Below are 26422 nucleotides of genomic sequence, written 5' to 3'. Positions count from 1 at the left end.
GCACGGCAATGTTACAACGAGGAAAAAATAAAGGCGACTTATCGTCGCCTTCTTTACCTTTGTTACTGACTTGTAAAGATTATTTTGCCTGATCGGCCAGACCGTCAAGATAACGCTCGGCGTCCAGTGCGGCCATGCAGCCGGTGCCCGCTGAGGTGATTGCCTGACGGTAAATGTGGTCCATAACGTCACCAGCCGCGAACACGCCAGGGATGCTGGTTTGGGTCGCGTTGCCGTGGATGCCGGACTGCACTTTGATGTAGCCGTTTTCCAGTTCCAGTTGGCCATCGAAAATGGCGGTGTTTGGACTGTGGCCGATAGCCACGAACAGACCCGCCACTTCCAGTGATTCCACGTTGTCGCTGTTCTGAGTATCGCGCAGACGTAAACCGCTGACGCCCATCTGGTCGCCGGTCACTTCTTCCAGGGTGCGATGGGTGTGCAGCACGATGTTACCGCTTTCGACTTTATCCATCAGACGCTTGATCAGGATTTTTTCCGCACGGAAGGTGTCACGACGATGAATCAAGTGTACTTCAGAGGCGATGTTGGCCAGATAAAGCGCTTCTTCAACCGCCGTGTTGCCGCCGCCGATCACCGCGACTTTCTGGTTGCGGTAGAAGAAACCGTCGCAGGTGGCACAGGCAGACACACCGCGGCCTTTGAACGCCTCTTCTGAAGGCAGGCCCAGATAACGGGCGGAAGCACCGGTGGCGATAATCAGCGCATCACAGGTGTATTCGCCGCTGTCGCCGGTCAGGCGGAACGGACGGTTCTGTAAATCGACCTTGTTAATGTGGTCGAACAGGATTTCGGTTTCAAATTTCACCGCGTGCTCATGCATACGTTCCATTAGCAGCGGACCGGTCAGATCGCTCGGGTCACCTGGCCAGTTTTCCACTTCCGTGGTGGTGGTCAACTGACCGCCTTTTTCCATGCCGGTAATCAGTACCGGTTGCAGGTTAGCGCGTGCAGCATAGACCGCAGCGGTATAGCCCGCTGGTCCAGAACCAAGAATAAGCAGTTTACTGTGTTTGGCCGTGCCCATGAGATCCCCATAAATGTTGGCAGACAATGGGCGGGATTGTAGGGAATTTGCGGAGGTAATAAAAGAGTGCAGAAATTTTGTTAACGATACGTGTAATAGATTGCGTCAATGAATTGGTGTTTTTATCAACGACTGTGATAACTCATTCTACTGCGAACCGGGGGATTATAAGGAGATAACATGATGATCAACCCGGGGTGATAATGAATAACTGGCATGTTGTACTAAAAATCGATGTTTTGCTTTGACAATCCCCTGTGCTTTTGCGAAAACATTGATGGGAGAAAAAAGCAGTGTTTGTCGTGTGGTGAATTTTCATGCACGCAAATGCCATTTTTAACCGGGTCAGCATTATCGACGCATGGCGTGGACAGACGCCATACGAGATAACGATGACTGCCATCAGGCAACGGCTTCTCAACACGTACCCTTGGGTTATGCATTACATCTGGTGACAGATTTGTAGCGCAGGCGACGGGCACAGGCTCTGAACAGTGAAGTGCACAGGGTCAAGACAGGAGTAGGGAAGGAATACAGAGAGACAATAATAATGGTAGATAGCAAGAAGCGCCCAGGCAAAGATCTCGACCGCATCGATCGCAACATTTTGAACGAATTGCAAAAGGATGGGCGAATTTCCAACGTTGAGCTTTCTAAACGAGTGGGACTTTCTCCGACGCCTTGCCTTGAGCGTGTTCGTCGGCTGGAAAGACAAGGGTTTATTCAGGGATACACCGCGCTGCTGAACCCGCATTATCTGGATGCATCGCTGCTGGTCTTTGTTGAGATAACTCTGAATCGTGGTGCCCCGGATGTGTTTGAGCAATTTAACTCCGCTGTGCAAAAACTTGAAGAAATTCAAGAGTGTCACTTGGTTTCCGGTGATTTCGACTACCTGTTGAAAACCCGCGTACCGGACATGTCAGCGTACCGTAAGTTGTTAGGTGAAACCCTGCTGCGCCTGCCAGGCGTGAATGACACCCGTACCTACGTGGTTATGGAAGAGGTTAAGCAGAGTAATCGTCTGGTAATTAAGACGCGCTAACACGGAACAGGTGCAAAATCAGCGTAAGTTGATTACACTCCTGGTAATCCATACAGCAACAGTGCCGGGGAGACCCGGCGCTGTTGTCCGTTTTAGCATCAAGGACCTGGAGAGCCTTTCTTGAGCCAGGAATACACTGAAGAAAAAGAAGTTACCATTAACAGATTAAGCAGCGGGCGCCGACTCCTGGAAGCGTTCCTGATCCTCTGTTCTCTTTTTGCCATCTGGCTGATGGCAGCATTGCTTAGTTTCAATCCTTCCGATCCCAGTTGGTCACAAACCGCCTGGCATGAACCGATCCATAATCTTGGCGGAATGCCAGGGGCCTGGCTCGCGGATACGCTGTTCTTCATTTTCGGCATCATGGCTTATACCCTGCCGGTGATGATTATCGGCGCATGCTGGTTTGCTTACCGGCATCAGGCCAGTGACGAATACGTCGATTATTTTGCCGTTGCGCTGCGCCTGATTGGCGTGCTGGCGATGATCCTCACTATGTGCGGACTTGCCGCAATCAACGCGGATGATATCTGGTACTTCGCTTCCGGCGGGGTGATCGGTAGCCTGCTGAGCACGGCGTTACAGCCGATGCTGCACAGCAGCGGTGGCACCCTGGCGCTGTTGTGCATCTGGGCCGCTGGCCTGACGCTGTTCACCGGTTGGTCCTGGGTGAGTATCGCGGAGAAAATTGGCAATTGGATCCTCAATATTCTGACCTTCGCCAGCAATCGAACGCGTCGCGACGACACCTGGATTGATGAAGAAGAGTTTGAAGACGACGAAGATGAGTATGTCACCGAACCGCGTAAAGAAGGGCGTCGCGCCCGCATTCTTCGCGGCGCACTGGCTCGTCGGCAGCGTATTGCTGATAAGTTCAGCAACCCGATGGGACGCAAAACCGATGCGGCGCTGTTCTCGGGTCGTCGAATGGATGAACCCGAAAGTGATGTGCATTATAGCGCTCGCGGTCAGGCCGCCGATGCGGATGATGTGTTGTTCTCTGGCAATACTGCGGTTCATTCACCGGCGTGGGATGATAACGACCCGCTGATGAACGGCCATTCTATTGCGGCCCCGGTTGCTGCCGCAGCCGCCGCAACTGCATCACTCCAGACCTGGGCTGAAACTGCCGCGCCGGCGATGGTCGCGCCCGTCGTGACGGATGTTGCTACTGGCGCAGGCTCGGGGGCGGTATCGGGTGCCGAAATGGCACCGCAAAGCGTTGAATGGCAGCCTGTCCCGACCCCGCATACCCCTGAGCCCGTCATTGCGCCGTCGCCGGACAATTGGCCGCCGCAAGCTCCAGTGTCTCAACCTGAATACGTTCAACCGGAAGCCTTCCGTCAACCCCCTTCCATTGAAGAACTGTGGCCGGAACCGGAACAGCCGCAATATGCGCCGCCGGAGCAGCACTGGCAGCCAGAACCTGAGTATCACGCTCAACCTGCGTATGTCCCGCCTGTGGAACAGACGCCGCCGCCGATGCCGGACGTGGTTCCGGAAGAAGAAATTAAACCGCAGCGTCCACCACTTTATTACTTCGAAGAAGTGGAAGAGAAGCGGGCGCGTGAGCGTGAGCAGCTTGCCGCGTGGTATCAGCCAACGCCTGAACCGGCAACCGTGATACCGACCACGCCAATGCCTACCATGCCTATACCCTCTGCCCCGGTGATTGATCCGATGGCAGCCGTTGCACCTGTGGCCGCCAGCGTTCATCAGGCAACAGCGGCGGCCAGCGCGGCAACCGCTGCGGCGTCTGCAGCACAGATGTTCAGCCCGGCGGAGGCCCCGCGTCCCCAGATCAAAGAGGGCATCGGCCCGCAGCTGCCGCGTCCGAATCGGGTGCGCGTTCCAACCCGTCGTGAGCTGGCGTCGGCTTCGTTTGGCATTAAGTTGCCTTCTCAGCGCATGGCAGAAGAGCGCGAGCGTGAAGAGGGGCTTAATCAGCATTACACCGATGAGCTGATGGGCGATGAAGAAGCCGATGAGATGCATCAGGACGCGTTGGCTCGGCAGTTTGCCGCTACGCAGCAGCAGCGCTACGGCGAACAGTATGAGGAACCGTCGCAGGAAGACGAAGATAATGCGGCGGAAGCCGAGCTGGCTCGCCAGTTTGCGGCGACGCAGCAGCAGCGTTATTCCAGCGAACAGCCGCAAGGGGCGAGTCCTTTCTCACCGGCGGATTATGAATTCTCGCCGATGAAAACCCTGGTTGATGAGTCACCAAGAGCGCCGTTGTTTACCCCAAGCGCGATGCCGGAACAGCCGCAGCAGGTTTACCAGCAGCCGCAACCGGTGGCACCGCAGCAGCAGGCCTATCAGCAACCACAGCAGGTTGCTCAGCCTCAGCAGACGTATCAGCCACAGGCTTATCAACAACCACACCTGCAACAACCGCCCGCGCCACAGCCGCAGGAAAGTCTCATTCACCCGCTGCTGATGCGTAACGGAGACGACCGTCCGCTGCAAAAACCGACTACGCCGCTGCCATCGTTGGATCTGTTGACCCAGCCGCCGAGCGAAGTTGAGCCGGTTGATACCTTTGCCCTTGAGCAGACTGCCCGCCTGGTAGAAACGCGTCTGGCTGATTTCCGCATTAAAGCGGACGTGGTGAACTATTCCCCAGGCCCGGTGATCACCCGTTTTGAGCTGAATCTGGCTCCCGGCGTTAAGGCCGCGCGCATTTCGAACCTGTCTCGTGACCTGGCTCGTTCCCTGTCCACGGTTGCGGTGCGTGTGGTTGAAGTTATCCCAGGCAAGCCGTATGTGGGCCTGGAATTGCCGAACAAAAAACGTCAGACCGTTTACCTGCGTGAAGTGCTGGACTGCGCCAAGTTCCGTGAAAGCCCGTCCCCGCTGACCATCGTGTTGGGTAAAGACATTGCCGGTGAACCGGTGATTGCCGACCTGGCGAAAATGCCTCACCTGCTGGTGGCTGGTACTACTGGTTCCGGTAAGTCGGTGGGCGTCAACGCCATGATCCTGAGCATGCTCTATAAAGCGACGCCGGAAGACGTGCGCTTCATTATGATCGACCCGAAAATGCTGGAGCTGTCGGTATACGAAGGGATCCCGCACCTGCTGACTGAAGTGGTGACGGACATGAAGGATGCTGCCAACGCCCTGCGCTGGAGCGTCAATGAAATGGAACGTCGCTATAAGCTGATGTCCGCGCTCGGGGTGCGTAACCTCGCAGGTTACAACGAGAAGATTGCGCAGGCGGCACAAATGGGCCGCCCAATTCCGGATCCGTACTGGAAACCGGGGGACAGCATGGATGCAGTGCATCCGACGCTGGAAAAACTGCCGTACATTGTGGTGCTGGTGGATGAATTTGCAGACCTGATGATGACCGTCGGTAAGAAGGTGGAAGAGTTGATCGCCCGCCTGGCGCAGAAAGCGCGTGCTGCCGGTATTCACCTGGTTCTTGCCACGCAGCGTCCGTCTGTTGACGTCATCACTGGTCTGATTAAAGCCAACATTCCGACCCGTATCGCCTTTACCGTATCGAGCAAAATTGACTCCCGAACCATTCTCGATCAGGGCGGCGCGGAATCACTGCTGGGTATGGGCGACATGCTCTATTCTGGCCCGAACTCCAGCGCAGCACCGACGCGTGTTCACGGGGCTTTTGTCCGTGACCAGGAAGTGCATGCCGTGGTTCAGGACTGGAAGGCCCGCGGTCGTCCGCAATACGTCGACGGCATTACCTCTGATAGCGAAAGCGAAGGCGGGTCTGCCGGTCTGGACAACGGCGAAGAGCTTGATCAACTGTTCGATCAGGCGGTGAATTTTGTCACCGAAAAACGTAAGGCCTCGATCTCCGGTGTTCAACGTCAGTTCCGCATTGGCTATAACCGCGCCGCGCGTATCATTGAGCAGATGGAAGCGCAGGGCATCGTCAGTGAGGCGGGCCATAACGGCAACCGTGAAGTGCTTGCCCCACCGCCGTTTGACTAAACGCTGCGTTTGAAAAGTTGCGTAAACAACCTAAAAATCAGTATTTTCTCCTGTCCCACTGTAGGCGCTAAGCCTACAGTGGAGACAAAGAGACTCCCGCGTCGGGAGTGACGCATTTAAGGAATGAAGATGAAAAAATTTGCCATCACCTGTGCCTTACTGACCAGTTTTGTTGTGAGCCAGGCTTGGGCCGATGCGGCCAGCGATCTGAAAAGCCGCCTGGACAAAGTCAGCAGCTTTAACGCCAGCTTCACTCAAAAAGTGACCGATGGCAGCGGCAACGCGGTGCAGGACGGGCAGGGTAATTTATCCGTAAAGCGTCCGAACCTCTTTAACTGGCACATGACCCAGCCGGATGAAAGTATTCTGGTGTCTGACGGTAAAACGCTGTGGTTCTACAACCCGTTTGTTGAACAGGCGACCGCCACCTGGCTGAAAGACGCCACCAGCAACACGCCGTTTATGCTGATTGCCCGCAACCAGTCCAGCGACTGGCAGCAGTACAATATCAAGCAGAGCGGTGATGACTTCGTGCTGACGCCGAAAGGCAATAACGGTAACCTGAAAGAGTTCACCATCAATGTCGGCCGTGACGGCACTATTCATCAATTCAGCGCCATTGAGCAGGACGATCAGCGCAGCAGCTATCAGCTGAAGTCCCAGCAGAACGGCGCGGTGGATGCAGCGAAATTTACCTTTACTCCGCCTAAAGGAGTAACGGTGGACGATCAGCGTAAATAAGAGGCGCGCGTGAGCAATCTGTCGCTCGATTTTTCCGATAATGCGTTTCAACCTCTGGCCGCCCGTATGCGGCCAGAAAATTTAGCGCAGTACATTGGCCAGCAGCATCTGCTGGCTAACGGCAAACCGCTGCCACGGGCTATCGAAGCAGGGCATCTGCATTCGATGATTTTGTGGGGGCCGCCGGGCACCGGGAAAACGACGCTGGCGGAAGTCATTGCCCGCTACGCCAACGCCGATGTGGAACGCATTTCTGCGGTGACGTCCGGTGTGAAAGAGATCCGCGAAGCTATCGAACGTGCCCGGCAGAACCGCAATGCCGGACGACGCACCATTTTGTTTGTCGATGAAGTCCATCGCTTCAACAAGAGCCAGCAGGATGCTTTCCTGCCGCATATTGAAGACGGCACCATCTTTTTCATCGGCGCGACCACTGAAAACCCCTCGTTTGAACTCAACTCGGCATTATTATCGCGAGCCCGCGTTTATCTGCTGAAATCGTTGACCGTCGAGGATATCGAGCAGGTGTTAACCCAGGCGATGACCGACAGCACGCGCGGTTACGGCGGGCAGGATATTGTGTTACCCGACGATACCCGGCGCGCCATTGCGGAACTGGTTAACGGGGATGCCCGTCGCGCGCTGAATACGCTGGAAATGATGGCCGACATGGCAGAACTGGATGCCTCCGGTAAACGCGTATTAAAGCCTGAATTACTGACCGAAATCGCCGGAGAACGCAGCGCGCGGTTTGATAACAAAGGCGACCGATTCTACGATTTGATCTCCGCGTTTCATAAGTCCGTTCGTGGTAGCTCACCTGATGCGGCCCTTTACTGGTATGCCCGTATTATCACCGCGGGTGGCGACCCGTTGTACGTCGCCCGTCGTTGTCTGGCTATCGCCTCTGAAGATGTCGGGAACGCCGATCCACGCGCGATGCAAGTGGCTATTTCGGCATGGGATTGCTTTACCCGCGTTGGTCCGTCGGAAGGCGAACGCGCTATTGCGCAGGCGATTGTCTATCTGGCCTGTGCGCCGAAGAGCAACGCGGTCTACACCGCTTTTAAAGCGGCAATGGCCGATGCGCGGGAACGTCCGGATTATGACGTACCGGTACATCTGCGCAACGCCCCGACGAAACTGATGAAAGAAATGGGCTACGGTCAGGAGTATCGTTATGCCCACGACGAGCCAAATGCCTATGCGGCGGGCGAGGTCTATTTCCCGCAAGAAATGTCGCAAACGCGCTATTACACCCCTTCATCTCGTGGCCTTGAAGGTAAGATTGGTGAAAAGCTCGCCTGGCTTACCGAGCAGGATCAAAATAGCCCCACAAAACGCTACCGCTAAACAGGGCGTTGCGGTAAGGTTATCGTTGAATCTCTAATGACCGCAGGCTGCGGTCATTTTCTCATTTTACTAATTCGATAAGCACAGGATAAGCATGCTCGATCCCAATCTGCTGCGTACCGAGCCAGACGCAGTCGCAGAAAAACTGGCACGCCGGGGCTTTAAGCTGGATGTAGATAAGCTGGTCGCTCTTGAAGAGCGTCGTAAAGTTCTGCAGGTAAACACTGAAAACCTGCAGGCAGAACGCAACTCGCGATCGAAATCCATTGGCCAGGCGAAAGCGCGCGGGGAAGACATCGAGCCATTACGCCTGGAAGTCAACAAGCTGGGTGAAGAGCTGGATGCCGCGAAAGCTGAGCTCGATGAGCTGCAGGCTGAAATTCGTGAAATCGCGTTGACCCTGCCAAACATCCCTGATGACTGCGTACCTAACGGTAAAGATGACAGCGATAACGTTGAAGTCAGCCGCTGGGGCGAGCCGCGTAAATTTGACTTCGACGTCCGCGATCACGTTACGTTAGGTGAAATGGCGAAAGGTCTGGATTTTGCGGCGGCGGTTAAGCTGACCGGTTCCCGTTTCGTTGTCATGCAGGGCCAAATCGCCCGTATGCATCGTGCGCTGAGCCAGTTCATGCTGGATCTGCATACCGAACAGCACGGTTACATGGAAAACTATGTCCCGTACCTGGTGAACCAGGACACGCTGTACGGTACTGGCCAGCTGCCTAAGTTTGGTGGCGACCTGTTCCATACCCGTCCCCTGGATGAAGAAGCAGACAGCAGCAACTACGCGTTGATCCCAACCGCGGAAGTCCCGCTGACCAACCTGGTGCGTGATGAAATCATCGACGAAGATGAACTGCCGATCAAAATGACCGCGCATACCCCATGCTTCCGTTCCGAAGCGGGCTCCTACGGGCGTGACACCCGGGGTCTGATCCGTATGCACCAGTTCGACAAAGTTGAGATGGTGCAGATCGTTCGTCCTGAAGATTCGATGGACGCCCTGGAAGAGATGACCGGGCACGCTGAGAAAGTGCTGCAGTTGCTTGGCCTGCCATACCGTAAAGTGCTGCTGTGCAGCGGCGATATCGGCTTTGGCGCACGTAAAACCTATGACCTCGAAGTCTGGTTGCCGGCGCAAGATACTTATCGCGAAATCTCTTCCATCTCCAACTGCTGGGATTTCCAGGCGCGTCGTATGCAGGCTCGTTGCCGCAGTAAGTCTGACAAGAAAACCCGTCTGGTTCACACTCTGAACGGTTCGGGTCTGGCGGTAGGGCGTACGTTGGTTGCCGTGCTGGAAAACTACCAGCAGGCTGACGGTCGTATTGCCGTGCCAGAAGTGCTGCGTCCGTACATGAACGGTCTTGAGTTCATCGGCTAAGCTGAGGCTGTCACAATCCTTCCTGAAAAAGCGCCTCCGGGCGCTTTTTTTATACCTGTCTTGATACTGAACAATAACCCTTCAGTCGAAAGCGGGGATACTCCCTTCGAATTATAAACAGTATATAAAACTCTAAAAAAGACTGATTTCGGTATATATAAACGTATATAGCGGATTGATCGTTTCAATGAGCAATGAAGTGAGTATCCATGAAAATTAAAGCCCCCGACGCGTTGCTGACTGCGGAAGTCAGCCGTCGAGGTTTGATGAAAACCTCGGCTATTGGCGGACTGGCAATGGCCAGTAGCGCATTCACTTTACCCTTTACCCGTATCGCTAACGCAGCAGACGCCATCGCGCCCGCAGGGGCTACCGAAAAAGTTGTCTGGAGCGCCTGTACGGTTAACTGCGGCAGCCGCTGCCCACTGCGCATGCATGTGGTTGATGGCGAAATCAAATACGTTGAAACCGATAACACTGGCGATGATAACTACGATGGTCTGCACCAGGTGCGCGCGTGTCTGCGCGGGCGCTCCATGCGTCGCCGCGTCTATAATCCGGACCGTCTGAAGTATCCGATGAAACGTGTCGGTAAACGCGGTGAAGGCAAATTCGAGCGCATTAGCTGGGAAGAGGCGTATGACACCATCGCCACTAACATGCAGCGCTTAATCAAAGATTACGGTAATGAATCAATTTACCTGAACTACGGCACCGGTACACTGGGTGGCACCATGACCCGCTCATGGCCACCGGGAAAAACGCTGATCGCACGTCTGATGAACTGCTGCGGCGGTTATCTGAACCATTACGGCGACTACTCTTCCGCACAGATTGCTGCAGGTCTGAATTACACCTACGGCGGCTGGGCCGACGGCAACAGCCCGTCAGATATCGAAAACAGCCAGCTGGTGGTTCTGTTCGGGAATAACCCGGGCGAAACCCGCATGAGCGGCGGTGGGGTGACCTACTATCTCGAACAGGCCCGTCAGAAATCAAACGCCCGTCTAATCATCGTCGATCCGCGTTATACCGATACCGGTGCGGGCCGCGAAGATGAATGGATCCCTATTCGTCCCGGCACCGATGCGGCGTTAGTCTCGGGCCTGGCATGGGTGATGATCAGCGAAAATCTGGTCGATCAACCGTTCCTCGACAAATATTGCGTTGGCTATGACGAAAAAACGTTGCCTGCCAGTGCGCCAGCGAACGGTCACTATAAAGCCTACATTCTCGGCCAGGGCAAAGACGGTATCGCGAAAACGCCGCAGTGGGCGTCCTCGGTCACCGGGATCCCGGCAGAGCGCATTGTCCAGCTGGCGCGCGAAATTGCCACCGCCAAACCGGCCTTTATCAGCCAGGGTTGGGGTCCGCAGCGCCATGCTAACGGTGAAATCGCTACCCGTGCGATTTCCATGTTGTCGATTCTGACCGGTAACGTCGGCATTAACGGCGGTAACACCGGTGCCCGTGAAGGCTCCTACGATCTGCCGTTTGAACGTATGCCGACCCTGGAAAACCCGGTTGAAACCAGCATTTCGATGTTTATGTGGACCGATGCCATTGAGCGCGGCCCGGAAATGACCGCCACACGCGATGGCGTGCGCGGCAAAGATAAACTCGATGTACCGATCAAGATGATTTGGAACTACGCCGGGAACTGCATCATTAACCAGCACTCCGACATCAACCGCACCCATGACATCCTGCAGGATGACAAAAAATGTGAGCTGATTGTGGTGGTGGATTGCCATATGACCTCCTCGGCGAAATATGCCGATATCCTGCTGCCAGACTGCACGGCGTCTGAACAGATGGACTTTGCGCTGGATGCGTCTTGCGGCAACATGTCGTATGTCATCTTTGCCGATCAGGTCATTAAGCCTCGCTTTGAATGCAAAACCATCTATGAAATGACCAGCCAGCTGGCAAAACGGATGGGTGTTGAGCAGAAATTCACTGAAGGCCGTACTCAGGAAGAGTGGATGCGCCATCTGTATGAGCAGTCACGCCAACAGATCCCAGGCCTGCCGTCATTTGATGAATTCCGCCAGCAGGGCATCTATAAGCAGCGCGACCCGGAAGGGCATCACGTCGCCTATAAGGCATTCCGTGAGAACCCGGCGGCTAATCCACTGACCACCCCATCGGGCAAAATCGAAATCTATTCGGCACAGCTGGCTGAGATTGCCGCCGCCTGGCAACTGCCGGAAGGCGATGTAATCGATCCTCTGCCGATCTACACCCCAGGTTTTGAAAACTACGACGATCCGCTGACCAAAGACTATCCGCTCCAGCTAACGGGTTTCCACTACAAGGCGCGCTGCCACTCGACTTACGGCAACGTTGATGTCCTGAAAGCGGCCTGCCGCCAGGAAATGTGGATAAACCCAATGGACGCTAAAAAGCGGGGTATCGCCAACGGTGACCGGGTGAAAATTTTCAACGCGCGCGGTGAAGTCCACATTGAAGCGAAGGTCACCCCGCGCATGATGCCGGGCGTGGTGGCATTGGGTGAGGGCGCATGGTATGCCCCGGATGCGAAAGGCGTGGATCAGGCGGGCTGCATTAACGTGCTGACCACCCAGCGTCCGTCCCCGTTGGCGAAGGGTAACCCGTCGCACACCAACCTCGTTCAGGTCGTTAAAGCGTAAGGAGTAACCGATGACCACTCAGTATGGATTTTTTATTGATTCCAGTCGCTGCACCGGTTGCAAAACCTGCGAGCTGGCCTGTAAAGACTACAAAGATTTAACCCCGGACGTCAGCTTCCGTCGCATCTATGAATATGCCGGTGGCGACTGGCAGGAAGATAACGGTGCCTGGCATCAGAACGTGTTCGCCTACTACCTGTCTATCGCCTGCAACCATTGCGAAGACCCGGCTTGTACCAAAGTCTGTCCGAGCGGGGCGATGCATAAGCGTGAAGATGGTTTTGTGGTGGTGAATGAAGACGTTTGCATCGGTTGTCGTTACTGCCATATGGCGTGTCCGTACGGCGCGCCGCAGTACAACGAAGCCAAAGGCCATATGACCAAGTGCGACGGTTGCCATGGGCGTGTGGCCGAGGGTAAAAAACCGGTCTGCGTTGAGTCCTGTCCACTGCGTGCGCTGGACTTCGGCCCAATTGAAGAGCTGCGTAAAACGCATGGTCAGCTGGCCGCCGTTGCGCCGTTGCCATCGGCGCACTTCACCAAACCAAGCATTGTTATCAAACCTAACGCCAACAGCCGTCCGACGGGTGACACCACCGGCTACCTGGCAAACCCGAAGGAGGTTTAAGATGGGAAGTGGATGGCATGAATGGCCGCTGATGATCTTCACGGTCCTCGGGCAGTGCGTCGCCGGTGGTTTTATTGTTCTGGCTCTGGCGTTGATGAAAGGCGAACTCTCTCGCGAGCAGCAGCGCCTGGTGGTACTGAGCATGTTTGGTCTGTGGGTATTGATGGGGCTGGGCTTCATCGCTTCTATCCTGCACCTGGGCTCACCGCTGCGGGCGTTTAACTCACTCAACCGCATTGGCGCGTCGTCGCTAAGTAATGAAATTGCCAGCGGTTCTGTGTTCTTCGCCGTCGGCGGTATCGGCTGGCTTCTGGCCGTTATTAACAAGCTGCCGCAGTCGCTGCGTAATCTGTGGTTGGTGTTGACCATGGTGCTAGGCGTTATCTTCGTTTGGATGATGGTGCGGGTGTATAACACCATCGACACCGTACCCACCTGGTACAGCGTCTGGACGCCGATGAGCTTCTTCCTGACGATGTTTATCGGTGGGCCGCTGCTGGGTTATCTGTTGCTGCGCGTGGCTGGCGTCAACGGTTGGGCCATGCGTCTGTTGCCGGTGGTATCGCTGGTGGCGCTGCTGGTCAGTGCAATGGTGGTAGTGATGCAGGGCAGCGAGCTGGCCACGATCCACAGCTCCATTGTGCAGGCTTCAGCGCTGGTTCCGGCCTATGGCTCGTTGATGGCGTGGCGTCTGGTGGCTCTCGCACTGGCGCTGGTCTGCTGGGTTGCGCCGCAGCTGAAAGGGCGTCAACCCGCTATCCCGCTACTGAGTCTGGCCTTTGTGCTGGTGGTGGTTGGTGAGCTGATTGGCCGTGGCGTGTTCTATGGTCTGCACATGACCGTGGGCATGGCTATCGCCAGCTAAGGCGTTTATTGCGCCGGACTGCAACGGTCCGGCGCAACAAAAAATGCGCGTGTTCCATGAAATTTTTCAACTGAAAATAAGTTCCCGTTTTTCCAATTAACTAATAAAAACAATGGAATAATTTAATAATAAATTCCATTGCCGCTCCGCTGGATAAAAAACTTCTATTGTTCCTCTGAATACCGCGTCAGCTCTGGCCTGCGGGGAATTGACTTTGCCAATGGCAGTGGCATGATGCGCTCGAATTCTGAACTTCCTCACGGTTTGTATATCCATGTCCACGTATTCCCGCCCAGTGCTGTTATTGCTCTGTGGCTTACTTTTGTTGACGCTGGCGATCGCAGTGCTGAACACGCTCGTTCCGCTTTGGCTCGCCCATGAGCATCTGCCTACCTGGCAGGTTGGCATGGTCGGCTCGTCCTATTTCACCGGGAATCTGGTGGGCACGCTGCTTTGCGGACGCTTAATCAAGCGTCTTGGTTTTAACCGCAGCTACTATCTCGCGTCGCTGATGTTCGCGGTGGGCTGCGTGGGATTAGGGCTGACCGTGGGCTTCTGGAGCTGGCTGAGCTGGCGATTCCTCGCGGGCGTCGGCTGCGCAATGATTTGGGTCGTCGTTGAGAGCGCCCTGATGTGCAGCGGAACGTCACGTAACCGTGGTCGCTTGCTGGCGGCGTATATGATGGTGTATTACGTCGGCACCGTCCTCGGCCAGCTAATGGTCAGCAAATTGCCGACCGACCTGATGAGCGTACTGCCTTGGGTCACCGGTATGGTTCTGGCGGCAATTTTACCACTGCTGTTTACCCGTATCGTTAATCAACCGCAGGAAGAGCATGCCCCGACCCAGGTCTGGCCAATGCTGAGACTGCGCCACGCGCGTTTGGGCGTTAACGGCTGCATCATCTCCGGGATCGTATTAGGTTCTCTGTATGGGCTGATGCCGCTGTGGCTTAATCACCAGGGCGTGAGCGATGCCGGAATTGGCTTCTGGATGGCGGTAATGGTCAGTGCCGGGATTGTCGGACAATGGCCAGTCGGACGGCTGGCAGATCGCTATGGTCGTCTGCTGGTTCTGCGCGTGCAGGTGTTCGTGGTCATCCTCGGCTGTCTGGCGATGCTGAGCGGGGCGGCAATGGCTCCGACGTTGTTTATTCTGGGGGCTGCTGGCTTTACGCTCTACCCGGTGGCAATGGCCTGGGCCTGCGAAAAAGTTGAACACCATCAGCTGGTGGCGATGAACCAGGCGCTGTTGCTGAGCTATACCATCGGCAGCCTGCTCGGCCCTACGTTTACCGCGATGCTGATGCAGAACTATTCTGACAACGTGCTGTTTGTGATGATTGCCAGCGTGTCGTTTATCTATCTGTTGATGTTACTGCGAAAAGCCGGGCATCACCCGACGCCGGTGGCGCACGCCTGATAGCCAAAGCCTGTCGCCCGACAGGCTTTTTTCTTATCTCACTCTCCGGTAAAGTGTCCGCTTCATTGCGAAAAAGGACACCTGATGGAACTGCTGCGCTTTACGCTTGCCCAGATTGAAGCCTTTGCCTGCGTGTGCGAAACCGGCACGCTGACACAGGCGGCAAAAAAGCTTAAAAAAGACAGGACGACCGTCAGCGAGCTGCTGGATTATCTGGAAGTCGATCTCGGTTATACGCTGTTTGACCGCACCACGCGGCCGCTGACCCTGACGTCACAGGGCCAGCTCCTCTATCGCCAGGCCCGGCTGTTTTTGCACGAGGCCGAAGCCTTTTCCCGAATTGCCAGGCAGATCCCCGACAGAATCGAAACGCAGTTGACGCTGTGCTATGACCTGTTTACGCCCCGGGGATTGTTGCTTCGGCTGGCCGAACAGCTTCAGGTGCAGCACATACAATTGGATATGATTGCCTGTGAACGCGTGCAGGCAGAGCAATGGCTGGATGAAGGCAGCGTTGATTTTGGTCTTTTTCAGGCGGTGAATCGCTCGGTGAACGATCATCTGCACTGGCGGGCGGTAGGCAGTGTTTCCCTTGCGGTATACGCACGTGAAGACTATTTTCCGAAGCAGCCAGTTTCATTACTGCACCTGGCTTCTCGGCCCCAGCTGATGCCGTTTCGTGACCTGCCGCCGTCGCTGGCGGGGCGGATTCGTATTGCTGACCAACTGATTCACGTCAATGAAATCACCTTGCTGGAAGGGATGTTGCAAAGCGGATATGGCTGGGCATTCTTGCCGGATCATTTTGCCGCCGAGCGGCTGGATGGGGTCAGTCGGATCGACACCGAAATGGGGGCGCGTGGGCTGACGCATCCGCTGGTGGCGTTGTGGAAACCGGGCGTAGTGAGTGCGCCGATGCTGGCTCAAATGCTCACGGTGATGGAAGAGGGGATGTAAAAACAGCCTCCGAAGAGGCTGTCTGTCTCAATACATGACTTTATGGCCGTACTGCTCAAGGATGCCCTTGACGCGGTCCATGGTCTCTTTCTTCGGAGGATGGACGCCATCCAGCTTGTACTCTTCGCCCATCGCGACCCATTTATGTTTACCCAGTTCGTGGTAAGGCAGCAGTTCAATTTTCTCGACGTTGCCCATGTCGCGGGTAAATTCGCCGAGACGATGCGCGGAATCATCGTCGTCAGACCAGCCCGGCACCACGACATAACGGATCCAGACGTTAATATTCTTATTCGCCAGATAACGGCAGAACTCCAGCGTACGATGGTTCGACACGCCGACCAGATTCTGGTGGATGTCATCGTTCATTTGTTTGAGATCGAGCATCACCAGGTCAGTCACTTCCAGTAATTCATCAATTACCGGATCATAACGACGGACAAAACCGTTGGTGTCGAGGCAGGTATGGATGCCTTCTTTACGGCAGGCACGGAACCAGTCGCGCACGAATTCAGCCTGCAGGATAGCTTCGCCGCCGGACGCCGTCACACCACCACCTGAGGCATTCATAAAGTGGCGATAGGTCACCACTTCTTTCATAAGTTCTTCAACCGTGATTTCTTTGCCGCCGTGGGTGTCCCAGGTATCGCGGTTATGGCAATACAGGCAGCGCATCAGGCAGCCCTGGAAGAAGGTGATAAAACGGATGCCCGGGCCATCGACGGTGCCACAGGATTCAAAGGAGTGAATGCGACCAATTACTGGCTTAACAGCTCCTGGTGCATCAGTGTTTTCCGTTAAATTACAAGTGTTTAAATTACTCATATCGCTCTGATTAGCTCTAGTTAACTCTGGTTTGTGGACACATTCTGGACATTTTGGACAGTGGATTGAGTGTCACTGCATCCTGTAAAAAGTCCGGGGCAAAGTGCGCGTAAATCATCGTTTGCTGGATGTTCGAGTGCCCTAGAATGCGCTGCAATGTAATTATATTACCTCCATTCATTATAAAGTGTGTGGCGAATGTATGCCTCATTACGTGTACCGCCTGCCCATCAGGCAGATCGGGCTTTATCTCTTTCAACACTCTGCGGACAGTGCTGTATTTTGCCCTAAACAATGGACCGCTGTTTTTGGTCTTAATGCGCTCCGCCAGCTCGACAGAAATCGGCACTGAGCGTCGTTTCCCGTTTTTGGTTTTCATGAAGGTGACCACCTGCTGAATGATGTGCTCAGCCTTCAAACCTGAAACTTCGCCCCACCGGCCACCAGTAGCCAGGCAGATCAGTGCCACATTCAATTCGTCTCCTTCCAGCCGCGAGAGCAGCATCTCTATCTCATCGGTGGACAGGAACGCCATTTCTGTTTGAGCTTCTTTAAGGCGCTTCACCTCATGAAGAGGGTTGCTGCCGTGATACTCGTCAGCATCAATAAGTTTGGTAAACATGCCGCTCAGTATGGCGACGTGCCTGTTTACGCTGGATGGCTTGAGTCCTTCATTCATTAGGGTTACGCGATAATCGATAATTGATTTCTTGGTCAGTTGGTCGGCCCTGTGAATGCCCATATCCCCAAACCTCGTGATTATCGTCGTCAGGCGACCCTTTTCTATCTCGCCCCTTGCGTGGGTTTTTCCATGATAGATCCACCATCGGTCCAGCAGTTCTGTCAGCTTGCGCCGGTCTGCCGGTTTCTCAAGCCATTCCTTATTGTGATAGTTAACAAGCACATGACGCTCAAACGTCTGAGCCTCGCCCTTTGTACTGAATTTCCGCCGGATGCGTTTTCCGTCTGCGCCCTGCGGTCTAACGTCCACTTCATATCGGCCATCATCGAGTTTTTTAACGGACATAGGTCACCTCGATGATACGGCTGGGTACTCTTTCACGCGTGTTTATGTAGCAATCTTCATTTGTGCATTTACTGCACAGATAAGCCCCGTAGACCGTTAGCCAGTCTTTTGGTCGGAGTGGGATGATGTTTCGTTTTCTGGCCCAAAGTGTGCGAGTGCCGGCGCAATTTGCCCGGATGATGGATCCACTTCATCAAATAAAAACCAATCGCGATATTTTCTAAAGCGAGGGTGCTTAAGCAGTTTCATCCCTGCATCGAGAGGCATCTTAGACTTGCCGGATTCGTAGCCATGATAGGTGTAGTAATTTATTTCAATTAAATCAGCTATTTCCTTTGCTTTCAGGCGCTCAGACTCTCTGATAAGTTTCAGTTTTTCATTTTGTGGACTTGACATATATTTGCTAATCTCCAATTATGTGTCTTGTTGAACATTGAATGTGTCTTTAGCTAACTCTAGGTGGCTCTAGTTAGAAAGACATAAAGTTGAGGATAGCAAAATGTCTGTCAAATCTGAAAATTCTTACGAGAATCGCGATAACTTTTCTGAACCAGGAAAAAATTCTAGAACTCAAATTCAACTATCTGAGAAGCCTGCAGATCTGCTTTCAAAGGAGGGCTTCGCACTGTATATCGGCAAAACCCCTCGTGCTGTGGTTGAGATGGCTAAAGCTGGAAAGTTGCCTGCGTTTTACATGACTGACCCACTGAAACCGGGTGGTAAAGCGGAGCTATGGGTTAATCGCCGTGAATGGGATAAATACGCCGCCCAACTAGTCGAGGATGCACCGACCGAGTGGCATGACTGGAAAAATCGCATCAGCTACGGCAAGTCTGGCCGTGGTCGAGTTGCAGCATAAGGAGCCGTTTAATGAAAGAGCCTCGTTGCATTGCTCAGCTTTTGCGTAACCAGCAGAACCTGACCCCGATTAATTTCACCATTACCCACGGTCGCGGCCGTAAAGGCATCATTATCCGCACCTGCAAGCCGAGTGTGATCGGTACGGCTATCACACTGATGAAAACTCGGAGGTTCTGGAAATGGCTGTGATGACGCTCGGTGTGGTTGCTCAGCAGCCGGAAGGTTTGCGTGGTCTGGTTGGTCGATATCTTGCTGCGCCGCGCTGGCAGGAAAGCTGCGATTTCTATAACAAGATGATGGAACGCGAGCGCCTGACCGTCTGTTTTCATGCGCAGTTAAAACAACGTCACGCGACCATGCGCTTTGAAGAGATGGGCGACGTAGACCGTGAACGTCTGGCCTGCGCGATTGATGAGTTGCGTGCAGCATTTTCAAAACGTCGTCAGGTTGGGGCGAGTGAAATTGCCTATATCAGTTATTTAACTGTCAGCCAGCGCCGCAGTTTATTCATGCATGCCGGTTTAACCGAGAAAGAATTTAATCAACCTTACTGGCGAATTGATGAGGATTCATGTTATTGGCGTGAGAAACTATTCCGCGCATTGCGTGAATTATTCAGCTTGTTTGAACATGCTCCAACAATTTTGACATCGGTTAAGCCCGAGCAATATCTGCATTAATTAATTACCCGTGATTTTTAACGCACTTGATTGTGCGGGGCTTCCTTTTATCTGGAGAAAGTCGTTATGACTAAAACAGGAAAGCAGTGCGCTAAGTTCTCTTTGTTGTTACAGCAGGCCAGGGCTGAGGCGCAGGCGGATGCTGCGACGAAATTCTCATCTCATCTTGACGGGCTGATTCGCCACATCGCCGAGCGTGAACTGAACAAGGTTGAGATTGTCGAGTTACTCAGTCAGGAATCAACACAGTTTCATAATGCGGGGCTGTTGCGTGGAGAGTGCTGCTAATGGCTACGCACAAGTCCGTATTACTGAATAACTGGCTAAAGGTCACTGTAATGGATAACGGTGATTTAGCACTGAAGGATATTAAACGCGATAAAGGCACCGGCGAAAAAATCGAAGCTGTTATTGCTATTTACGCGAGCCAATTAAATCTCTTGTCGGACATGGTCAATTTGCTTCTTAAACGCGCCATCTATTTAAAGCAGATAACCAGTTTTGATGAGTTTGCCAAATTAACCGAAGAGTTGAGCGCCGCCTGTCGGGCTGAGCTCAACAAGCTGAATGCATAAAGGAGTCAGGGCAATGCCAGATTATATGGATCACGTTCAGGAGCTACAGGCCGAATCACTGGCCCGTCATGTCGATGCCGCACGGCTGAAATCGGGTGGCGCTGCTGTTTTGGTTTGCGTTGATTGTGACCGGCCAATTCCGGCTGAACGTCGCGCCGCCCATCCAACAGCTTTACGTTGTGTTCATTGTCAGTCGCTGCTGGAAGCCAACGCCAGACACTACCGGGGGCAGGCATGAGCATTCGCATCGAAATTGGCGACCGCTATGTCGTCACTAGTGATCAGTTTCAGTTTATTTTGCATGAGAAGAAAACAGCCAAAACCGGGAAAAATGCCGGTAATGAATGGCTGGATGTTGTCGGCTATTACACTAAGTTGGATCAGCTCGTTAAGACTCTGATGTTGCATGATGCATTAACGGGCGAAGCCCGCGCTTTCGCTGAGCTAGCAGCGCAGATTGAGCGAGTCGGTCAGGCGTGTGCGGAGGCGTTTGGCGTTAATGACCGCTGAAAGAATGGGGCGCATTGCCCCTACACCTCCACCGCCATTTTCCAAAAGCACCGACAAACCATTTGTCGGTGCTTACCCGTTCAACGCACCCCGTGAGGCCATCGGGCGCGAGAGACCTCTTACACGTGACGAACTGCGTCAGGTGCAAGGTGTTTTATCAAAGATTGACTACCTGCCATATTTCCTGAGCTCGCTCTTTACCTCGCGCTATGACTACATACGCCGGAACAAAAGCCCGGTGCATGGGCTGTATTTCCTCAAGTCGACATTCCTGCGCCGGTTATGGCCGCGCATCGAGCGCGTCAATCAGCGTAACGAAATGAATGCTGATGCTTCGCTGCTGTTCCTGACCGAGCGCGAGAACTACGCCCGACTGCCGGGAATGAATGACAAAGAGCTGAAGAAATTCGCGGCCCGCATCGCCGCGCAGCTTTTCATCATGTATGAGGAATTAAGCGATGCGTGGGCGGAAGCGCACGACGGCAAAGAATCGCTATTTACTGATGAGGCGCAGGCTCACCTTTATGGTCATGTGGCTGGCGCGGCGCGTGCATTCAATATCACACCACTTTTCTGGAAGAAATACCGCAAAGGTCAGATGACAATCCGCCAGGCATTTTCCGCCGTGGCGCGTCTCATCAATGATGAGTGGTGGGTTAACCAGTTTAAGGCGCAGCGCATGCGCTGGCACGAATCACTGCTTATCGCCGCCGGTGAAGTGAATAAAGACCGTTCCCCGTATGCCAGCAAAAGCGCCATCCGTGATGTGCATTCTCGCCGTCTGGCTAACCTCGAATACCTGAAATCCTGCGAGCTCGAAAATAAAGTCACCGGTGAGCGTATCGATCTCATCACTAAGGTGATGGGGAGTATTTCCAACCCTGAGATCCGCCGTATGGAGTTGATGAATACCATCGCCGGTATTGAGCGTTATGCGGCCAGTGAGGGTGATGTCGGGATGTTTATCACGCTGACCGCGCCGTCGAAATATCACCCGACTCGTCAGGTCGGCAAAGGGCAAAGTAAAACCGTTCAGCTTAATCATGGCTGGAATGATGAGGGGTACACCCCGAAAGATACGCAGCGCTATCTGTGCCATATCTGGAGCCTGATGCGCACGGCGTTTAAGGATAACGATTTACAGGTTTACGGAATGCGCGTGGTTGAGCCGCATCATGACGGCACGCCACACTGGCACATGATGCTGTTTTGCAAACCCGGCCAGCGCAAAGAAATTACCGACATCATGCGGCGCTATGCCCTGAAAGAAGATGGTGATGAGCGGGGCGCTGCGAAACAGCGGTTTCAGGCAAAGCATCTCAATCAGGGGGGCGCGGCAGGTTATATCGCAAAATACATCGCGAAAAATATCGACGGTTACGCCCTCGATGGCCAGCTCGATCATGACACCGGCAAACCACTACAGGATACCGCTGCGGCTGTAACGGCGTGGGCGTCGACGTGGCGCATACCTCAATTTAAACCGATTGGCTTGCCTACAATGGGCGCTTATCGCGAGCTGCGCAAACTGCCTCGTGGCGTCAGTATCGCTTCGGAATTTGACGAGCGCGTCGAAGCGGCTCGAGCTGCGGCCGATGAAGGAGAGTTTGATTTATACATCGCTGCGCAGGGTGGGGCGAATGTGCCACGCGACAGCCAGACCGTCAGGGTGGCCCGCAATGTGACTGATGAGGTCAACGACTACGAAGAAGACATCGAGCGCATCGTCGGGATTTATGCCCCGCATATAGGCGCTAATCACATTCACGTTACCCGGTCGGCATACTGGCGCATTGTTCCAAAGCTTTTGGCCGTTGAGCCTTTGACTTTAAAAAGCGGTATTACCGCGCCTCGGAGTCCTGTCAATAACTGTGGGAAGCTGAAAGTCGGTGATGATCCAGTTATGACGCCTACGCCGTCTGAGCATGCCGCAGCGGTGTTAAATCTGGTTGATAGTGGCGTTATCGGATGGGATGACCCGGAAGTCGTGACGGTGCTCAGGGGAGCATTAAAGCACGATGCACCGAAACCAATGCGACAGCAAAGATGCGGTGAACCGCTGAAACCGAATCAGATTGCGCCATCGGGGCGGATGACTAAAGCAGAACGGGAGCAGATACCTCGCATTCGCTTCGAGCTAGCTCAGAAGGGCATCACGCTGCAACGGTGGGAGCTCAATGCTTTATCTCGAGGCTCAACGGTTATTTATGGTGGTGTAAGGTATTCCTTCCTAAGCACAAATGGTTTTTGTGATGATGATAATTCATTGAATCACTGGGCTGTTAGTTCGTGAAAAATTCAATCATAATTCATTATTAATGCAGATACTAAACTCAGACCTAATTCGGTTTAAAAGGGATGTTTATGCTTATTTATCAAGGTGGTAAAGAAATTGATGAGGATGATTTTCGTTCTCATGTTTATTCCTTATGTCAGTTGGACAATGTAGGTGTGCTCTTAGGTGCTGGTGCTTCAGTTGGTTGCGGTGGGAAAACCATGAAGGAAGTGTGGCAGTCCTTTAAGCAAGACCATCCAGATCTTTTATCTTTGCTTATTGAGCGGTATTTACTAGTTTCACAGTCTGATTCAGATAATGATCTGGTAAACGTCGAGCTTCTAATTGATGAGGCGACAAAGTTTTTATCTGTAGCAAAAACTAGGGGTAGCGCAGCTGAAGAGCAGGAGTTCAGAACAATATTAAGTGCATTATACAAGGGGGTAACTAGAGCAGCATTACTTACAGGAGATGAGTTCAGAGAGAAAAATCAGGGGAAAAAAATTCAGTTTAAATATCATAAAGAATTAATATCAAAATTAATCTCAAATCGGCAGCCAGGTCAGTCAGCTCCAGCACTTTTCACAACGAATTATGATTTGGCTTTAGAGTGGGCCGCTGAAGATTTAGGTATTCAGTTGTTCAATGGATTCTCTGGTTTGCACACAAGACAGTTTTATCCTCAAAACTTTGACTTGGCCTTCAGGAATGTCAATGCAAAAGGGGAAGCAAGGTTTGGTCATTACCATGCATATCTTTATAAATTACATGGTTCTCTTACTTGGTATCAAGATGATAGTTTAACAGTTAATGAAGTCAGTGCCTCTCAAGCTTATGATAATTATATTCAAAGTATTATAAATGAACAGGATTATTATCGAGGGCAGCATTTGATTTATCCTGGTGCAAATAAGTACAGCCATACCATTGGATTTGTCTATGGAGAGATGTTTAGGCGATTTGGTGAATTCTTGTCAAAACCTCAAACAGCACTTTTTATAAATGGATTTGGATTTGGTGATTACCACATAAACAGAATTATTCTAGGTGCATTGTTGAACCCTTCATTCCATGTTGTTATATATTATCCCGAATTGCATAATGCCTTGTTGAATGTGGAAAATAATGTGGCATCGGAAGGGGAAAAAGCAATTGTCACTTTGAAGAATTTGACATTTAATCAGGTAACTGTAGTTGGTGGTGGTGGTGATGCTTATTTTGATAGTTTCGTAAAACACTTACCGTACCCAGTTCTTTTCCCAAGAGATAATACTGTTGATGATCTGGTTGATGCAATAACGAAACTATCAAAAGGAGAAGGGAATGTCCCATTTTAAACTATCAGAGCTTTCGGCTATTGGTTACGTTGTAGGATTGGAAGGGGAGAAAATTAGGGTGAATCTCCACGAAGGTCTTCAAGGAAGGCTAGCATCCCATAGGGAAGGTGTGAGCTCAGTTACTCAACCTGGGGATCTTATTGGATTTGATGCTGGAAACATATTAGTGATTGCAAGGGTCACTGATATGGCATTTGTTGAGGCTGACAAGGCACATAAGGCCAACGTTGGAACGTCTGATTTAACAGATATGCCTTTACGACAGATTATTGCCTATGCAATCGGTTTTGTTCGGAGGGATTCCGATGGTTATATTTTCATTTCAGAAGATTGGCGCTTACCTGCTTTGGGGTCTTCGGCAGTTCCTTTAACTTCAGATTTTTTAAATACTATTTATAGTATTGATAAGGATGATTTGGAGAACGCTATCGAGCTTGGTTTAGATTCACGAACAAAATCCGTAAAAATATTAGCTAGTGTAGATAAATTATTAACGCGTCATTTAGCTGTCTTAGGTAGTACAGGGTATGGGAAATCGAATTTTAATGCGTTATTAACTCGGAAGGTCGTAGAAAAGTACCCTAATTCGAGAGTCGTTATTTTTGATATTAATGGTGAGTATGCGCAAGCTTTTGTGGGTCTACCAAATGTTAAGCATACTATTTTAGGTGAAAAGGGAGAGGGAGAACATGTTAAAGATCCTCAGAAGCAAGGGGAGCCTTTTTCAGAAGAATATTTCTGCTACAAAAAAATACCCTACCAGGCATTAGGTTTTGCTGGCTTGATTAAGCTTTTAAGACCGAGCGATAAAACTCAGTTACCAGCATTGAGAAATGCGTTAAGTGCAATAAATAGAACGCATTTTAGACGCGGTAATATTTATTTGCAAAACAATGAAGGTGGCATTTTTAATTTGTATGATGACTGCCGTGATACCGATCAAAATAAACTTGCGGAATGGCTTATGCTATTAAGGAGAAGGCGATTGGTTCGGACAAATGTGTGGCCGCCTTTTAATAGTCTAGCTAACTTGGTTGCGGAGTTTGGTTGTGTTGCCGCTGAACGTCAAGGTGGAAGCAAGCGTGATGCCTTCGGATTTAGTAATGTATTACCTCTTGTGAAAATCATACAACAATTATCTGAGGATATGCGTTTTAAATCTGTGGTTGATTTGGATGGTGGGGGTGAGTTGGCAGATGGGGGTATTCACTGGGGAAAAGCAATGAGGGATGAGGTTGACTACTTTTTTGGCAAGGAAAAAGGCGAGGGTAATGGGTGGAATGTCCATATAGTAAACATGAAAAATCTAGCACAAGATCATGCCCCGATGTTGCTTAGTGCTTTGTTAGAAATGTTTGCTGAGATATTATTTATTCGAGGGCAAGATAAATCCTATCCAACAGTTCTTCTTCTTGAAGAGGCCCATCACTACTTACGTGATCCCTATGCTGAAGTGGATTCCCAGATTAAAGCTTATGAACGGCTAGCGAAAGAGGGAAGAAAGTTCAAATGCTCGTTAATTGTTAGCACTCAACGGCCTTCAGAACTGTCTTCGACTGTCTTGGCTATGTGTTCGAACTGGTTCTCATTACGTTTGACTAACGAAAGAGATTTGCAAGCGCTCCGGTATGCTATGGAAAGTGGAAATGAGCAAATGTTAAGACAAATATCGGGGTTGCCAAGAGGGGACGCTGTCGCGTTTGGTTCAGCTTTTAACCTTCCAGTCAGAATCTCAATTCATCAGGCGGTTCCTGGCCCGAAATCGTCCGATGCCATTTATTCGGAAGAGTGGAAATAAACTGGGATAAATAAAAAATAGATTAGGAAGAACCTTGCAAACATCTGGTGCATGAGTTTGCATACATCAATATGGCAAAATTACTCTATCTCTTCCTATGAAAGACGCGATTCTTTAGGGCTCGTGCAGTGCATTAAAACCGACCCCTAAAGCGGGCAGGCGTGGCGGGGAAAGCATTGCGCGCTCGACGCAGTGCCAATAATTATTATCTCGCATCTCAGCGCTTCCCTGAGTGTTTGAACGAGAAAATGGGTACTACAAACGACCAAGAGCCTCGTCTGCATTTGGTGGCCCTTAGGAAGCCTTAAAAACGCTGGAGATGCGGTGCAGGCATATCAGAATGAGATTATCTTCAATCATCGTTGATAGAAAATCTAGTCACTTAGAGTAAGCAGTGGCATGAAGCTGAATGCTAAAACAAAGTTGTTCATCGTAGGACTGCCGACGTGTTTAATTATGAGATTACGACTGAA

At 52.1% G+C, this 26422-nt stretch carries 24 protein-coding genes; 20 read left to right on the top strand and 4 right to left on the bottom strand.

From position 1 onward, the window contains the following. Positions 1 to 79 precede the first annotated feature (79 nt). Positions 80 to 1048 (bottom strand): thioredoxin-disulfide reductase, encoded by a 969-nt coding sequence (gene trxB / locus SIK69_RS22305; protein ID WP_319629814.1) that lies wholly within the window; start codon positions 1046 to 1048, stop codon positions 80 to 82. 550 nt (positions 1049 to 1598) lie between these two features. Between trxB and lrp the strand changes: the two genes are divergently transcribed. From lrp to SIK69_RS22255, 10 genes are all read left to right on the top strand, one after another. Continuing rightward, complete coding sequence (lrp, locus tag SIK69_RS22300; RefSeq protein ID WP_002439523.1) at positions 1599 to 2093, top strand: leucine-responsive transcriptional regulator Lrp; 495 nt, start codon at positions 1599 to 1601, stop codon at positions 2091 to 2093. A gap of 120 nt (positions 2094 to 2213) precedes the next feature. Further along, positions 2214 to 6053, top strand: a complete 3840-nt coding sequence (locus SIK69_RS22295; protein ID WP_319787144.1) for a DNA translocase FtsK 4TM domain-containing protein — start codon at positions 2214 to 2216, stop codon at positions 6051 to 6053. 129 nt (positions 6054 to 6182) lie between these two features. Next, positions 6183 to 6794 (top strand): outer membrane lipoprotein periplasmic chaperone LolA, encoded by a 612-nt coding sequence (lolA, locus tag SIK69_RS22290; protein WP_319629816.1) that lies wholly within the window; start codon positions 6183 to 6185, stop codon positions 6792 to 6794. Between the two features lie 9 nt (positions 6795 to 6803). After that, complete coding sequence (gene rarA, locus SIK69_RS22285) at positions 6804 to 8147, top strand: replication-associated recombination protein RarA (protein WP_319629817.1); 1344 nt, start codon at positions 6804 to 6806, stop codon at positions 8145 to 8147. 94 nt (positions 8148 to 8241) lie between these two features. Continuing rightward, positions 8242 to 9534 (top strand): serine--tRNA ligase, encoded by a 1293-nt coding sequence (serS, locus tag SIK69_RS22280; RefSeq protein WP_319787143.1) that lies wholly within the window; start codon positions 8242 to 8244, stop codon positions 9532 to 9534. Positions 9535 to 9743: 209 nt separating this feature from the next. After that, the gene (gene dmsA / locus SIK69_RS22275) at positions 9744 to 12188 is read left to right on the top strand and encodes a dimethylsulfoxide reductase subunit A (RefSeq protein ID WP_319629819.1); all 2445 of its coding nucleotides are present in this window, start codon (positions 9744 to 9746) and stop codon (positions 12186 to 12188) included. A gap of 10 nt (positions 12189 to 12198) precedes the next feature. Further along, positions 12199 to 12816 carry a DMSO/selenate family reductase complex B subunit gene (locus SIK69_RS22270; RefSeq protein ID WP_319787142.1) on the top strand — a complete coding sequence of 206 codons (618 nt, stop codon included), beginning with the start codon at positions 12199 to 12201 and terminating at the stop codon, positions 12814 to 12816. 1 nt (position 12817) lies between these two features. After that, a complete protein-coding gene (locus SIK69_RS22265; RefSeq protein ID WP_319629821.1) occupies positions 12818 to 13681 on the top strand; it encodes a dimethyl sulfoxide reductase anchor subunit family protein in 864 nt (287 codons plus the stop codon). A 274-nt stretch (positions 13682 to 13955) separates the two neighbouring features. Continuing rightward, positions 13956 to 15104, top strand: a complete 1149-nt coding sequence (locus tag SIK69_RS22260; RefSeq protein ID WP_319629822.1) for an MFS transporter — start codon at positions 13956 to 13958, stop codon at positions 15102 to 15104. An 84-nt stretch (positions 15105 to 15188) separates the two neighbouring features. Next, a complete protein-coding gene (locus SIK69_RS22255) occupies positions 15189 to 16061 on the top strand; it encodes a LysR family transcriptional regulator (RefSeq protein ID WP_319787141.1) in 873 nt (290 codons plus the stop codon). Positions 16062 to 16088: 27 nt separating this feature from the next. On the opposite strand, the gene pflA is transcribed toward SIK69_RS22255, so the two are convergent. The 3 genes from pflA to SIK69_RS22240 all read right to left on the bottom strand — a co-directional run bounded on the left by pflA (position 16089) and on the right by SIK69_RS22240 (position 18309). After that, complete coding sequence (gene pflA / locus SIK69_RS22250; RefSeq protein ID WP_319787140.1) at positions 16089 to 16886, bottom strand: pyruvate formate lyase 1-activating protein; 798 nt, start codon at positions 16884 to 16886, stop codon at positions 16089 to 16091. Positions 16887 to 16902: 16 nt separating this feature from the next. Beyond that, on the bottom strand, positions 16903 to 17913 hold the full coding sequence (locus SIK69_RS22245) for a phage integrase (RefSeq protein WP_258966323.1): 1011 nt from the start codon (positions 17911 to 17913) through the stop codon (positions 16903 to 16905). Positions 17914 to 18009: 96 nt separating this feature from the next. Continuing rightward, positions 18010 to 18309: a helix-turn-helix domain-containing protein gene (locus tag SIK69_RS22240; RefSeq protein ID WP_258966324.1), complete on the bottom strand. Its 300-nt coding sequence runs from the start codon at positions 18307 to 18309 to the stop codon at positions 18010 to 18012. 103 nt (positions 18310 to 18412) lie between these two features. Between SIK69_RS22240 and SIK69_RS22235 the strand changes: the two genes are divergently transcribed. The 10 genes from SIK69_RS22235 (at position 18413) to SIK69_RS22190 (ending at position 25949) form a co-directional block, all read left to right on the top strand. Then, positions 18413 to 18772, top strand: a complete 360-nt coding sequence (locus SIK69_RS22235; protein WP_258966325.1) for a Cox family DNA-binding protein — start codon at positions 18413 to 18415, stop codon at positions 18770 to 18772. A gap of 11 nt (positions 18773 to 18783) precedes the next feature. Continuing rightward, positions 18784 to 18963, top strand: a complete 180-nt coding sequence (locus SIK69_RS22230) for a hypothetical protein (RefSeq protein WP_258966326.1) — start codon at positions 18784 to 18786, stop codon at positions 18961 to 18963. Then, positions 18954 to 19454 (top strand): phage replication protein B, encoded by a 501-nt coding sequence (repB, locus tag SIK69_RS22225; protein WP_319787139.1) that lies wholly within the window; start codon positions 18954 to 18956, stop codon positions 19452 to 19454. The genes SIK69_RS22230 and repB overlap by 10 nt, the downstream gene beginning before the upstream one ends. Before the next feature lie 66 nt (positions 19455 to 19520). Next, positions 19521 to 19742 carry a DUF2732 family protein gene (locus tag SIK69_RS22220; RefSeq protein WP_258964597.1) on the top strand — a complete coding sequence of 74 codons (222 nt, stop codon included), beginning with the start codon at positions 19521 to 19523 and terminating at the stop codon, positions 19740 to 19742. Then, a complete protein-coding gene (locus tag SIK69_RS22215) occupies positions 19742 to 20029 on the top strand; it encodes a DUF5405 family protein (protein WP_258966328.1) in 288 nt (95 codons plus the stop codon). Before SIK69_RS22220 ends, SIK69_RS22215 begins: the two co-directional genes overlap by 1 nt. 13 nt (positions 20030 to 20042) lie before the next feature. After that, the gene (locus SIK69_RS22210) at positions 20043 to 20267 is read left to right on the top strand and encodes a TraR/DksA C4-type zinc finger protein (protein ID WP_258966329.1); all 225 of its coding nucleotides are present in this window, start codon (positions 20043 to 20045) and stop codon (positions 20265 to 20267) included. Next, a complete protein-coding gene (locus SIK69_RS22205) occupies positions 20264 to 20539 on the top strand; it encodes a DUF5405 family protein (RefSeq protein WP_258966330.1) in 276 nt (91 codons plus the stop codon). The genes SIK69_RS22210 and SIK69_RS22205 overlap by 4 nt, the downstream gene beginning before the upstream one ends. Further along, positions 20529 to 22832, top strand: coding sequence for a replication endonuclease (locus tag SIK69_RS22200; protein ID WP_319787138.1), 2304 nt, complete (start codon positions 20529 to 20531; stop codon positions 22830 to 22832). Before SIK69_RS22205 ends, SIK69_RS22200 begins: the two co-directional genes overlap by 11 nt. A 71-nt stretch (positions 22833 to 22903) precedes the next feature. Continuing rightward, complete coding sequence (locus tag SIK69_RS22195) at positions 22904 to 24151, top strand: SIR2 family anti-phage-associated protein (protein WP_319787137.1); 1248 nt, start codon at positions 22904 to 22906, stop codon at positions 24149 to 24151. Beyond that, entirely contained in the window at positions 24138 to 25949 is a 1812-nt protein-coding gene (locus tag SIK69_RS22190) for an ATP-binding protein (RefSeq protein ID WP_319787136.1), read from the top strand. Before SIK69_RS22195 ends, SIK69_RS22190 begins: the two co-directional genes overlap by 14 nt. The last annotated feature ends 473 nt before the right edge of the window (positions 25950 to 26422 follow it).

The sequence above is a fragment of the Scandinavium lactucae genome, from assembly GCF_033843265.1.
GTDB lineage: Bacteria > Pseudomonadota > Gammaproteobacteria > Enterobacterales > Enterobacteriaceae > Scandinavium > Scandinavium lactucae.
Note: the sequence above shows the minus strand (reverse complement) of the source record. Positions and strands in the feature narration are given on the sequence as shown.

Coding starts and splice junctions, on each gene's coding strand:
- trxB (WP_319629814.1), bottom strand. CDS start 1,048: ATGGGCACGGCCAAACACAGTAAACTGCTTATTCTTGGTTCTGGACCA.
- lrp (WP_002439523.1), top strand. CDS start 1,599: ATGGTAGATAGCAAGAAGCGCCCAGGCAAAGATCTCGACCGCATCGAT.
- lolA (WP_319629816.1), top strand. CDS start 6,183: ATGAAAAAATTTGCCATCACCTGTGCCTTACTGACCAGTTTTGTTGTG.
- serS (WP_319787143.1), top strand. CDS start 8,242: ATGCTCGATCCCAATCTGCTGCGTACCGAGCCAGACGCAGTCGCAGAA.
- dmsA (WP_319629819.1), top strand. CDS start 9,744: ATGAAAATTAAAGCCCCCGACGCGTTGCTGACTGCGGAAGTCAGCCGT.
- SIK69_RS22270 (WP_319787142.1), top strand. CDS start 12,199: ATGACCACTCAGTATGGATTTTTTATTGATTCCAGTCGCTGCACCGGT.
- SIK69_RS22265 (WP_319629821.1), top strand. CDS start 12,818: ATGGGAAGTGGATGGCATGAATGGCCGCTGATGATCTTCACGGTCCTC.
- SIK69_RS22260 (WP_319629822.1), top strand. CDS start 13,956: ATGTCCACGTATTCCCGCCCAGTGCTGTTATTGCTCTGTGGCTTACTT.
- SIK69_RS22255 (WP_319787141.1), top strand. CDS start 15,189: ATGGAACTGCTGCGCTTTACGCTTGCCCAGATTGAAGCCTTTGCCTGC.
- pflA (WP_319787140.1), bottom strand. CDS start 16,886: ATGAGTAATTTAAACACTTGTAATTTAACGGAAAACACTGATGCACCA.
- SIK69_RS22245 (WP_258966323.1), bottom strand. CDS start 17,913: ATGTCCGTTAAAAAACTCGATGATGGCCGATATGAAGTGGACGTTAGA.
- SIK69_RS22240 (WP_258966324.1), bottom strand. CDS start 18,309: ATGTCAAGTCCACAAAATGAAAAACTGAAACTTATCAGAGAGTCTGAG.
- SIK69_RS22235 (WP_258966325.1), top strand. CDS start 18,413: ATGTCTGTCAAATCTGAAAATTCTTACGAGAATCGCGATAACTTTTCT.
- SIK69_RS22230 (WP_258966326.1), top strand. CDS start 18,784: ATGAAAGAGCCTCGTTGCATTGCTCAGCTTTTGCGTAACCAGCAGAAC.
- repB (WP_319787139.1), top strand. CDS start 18,954: ATGGCTGTGATGACGCTCGGTGTGGTTGCTCAGCAGCCGGAAGGTTTG.
- SIK69_RS22220 (WP_258964597.1), top strand. CDS start 19,521: ATGACTAAAACAGGAAAGCAGTGCGCTAAGTTCTCTTTGTTGTTACAG.
- SIK69_RS22215 (WP_258966328.1), top strand. CDS start 19,742: ATGGCTACGCACAAGTCCGTATTACTGAATAACTGGCTAAAGGTCACT.
- SIK69_RS22210 (WP_258966329.1), top strand. CDS start 20,043: ATGCCAGATTATATGGATCACGTTCAGGAGCTACAGGCCGAATCACTG.
- SIK69_RS22205 (WP_258966330.1), top strand. CDS start 20,264: ATGAGCATTCGCATCGAAATTGGCGACCGCTATGTCGTCACTAGTGAT.
- SIK69_RS22200 (WP_319787138.1), top strand. CDS start 20,529: ATGACCGCTGAAAGAATGGGGCGCATTGCCCCTACACCTCCACCGCCA.
- SIK69_RS22195 (WP_319787137.1), top strand. CDS start 22,904: ATGCTTATTTATCAAGGTGGTAAAGAAATTGATGAGGATGATTTTCGT.
- SIK69_RS22190 (WP_319787136.1), top strand. CDS start 24,138: ATGTCCCATTTTAAACTATCAGAGCTTTCGGCTATTGGTTACGTTGTA.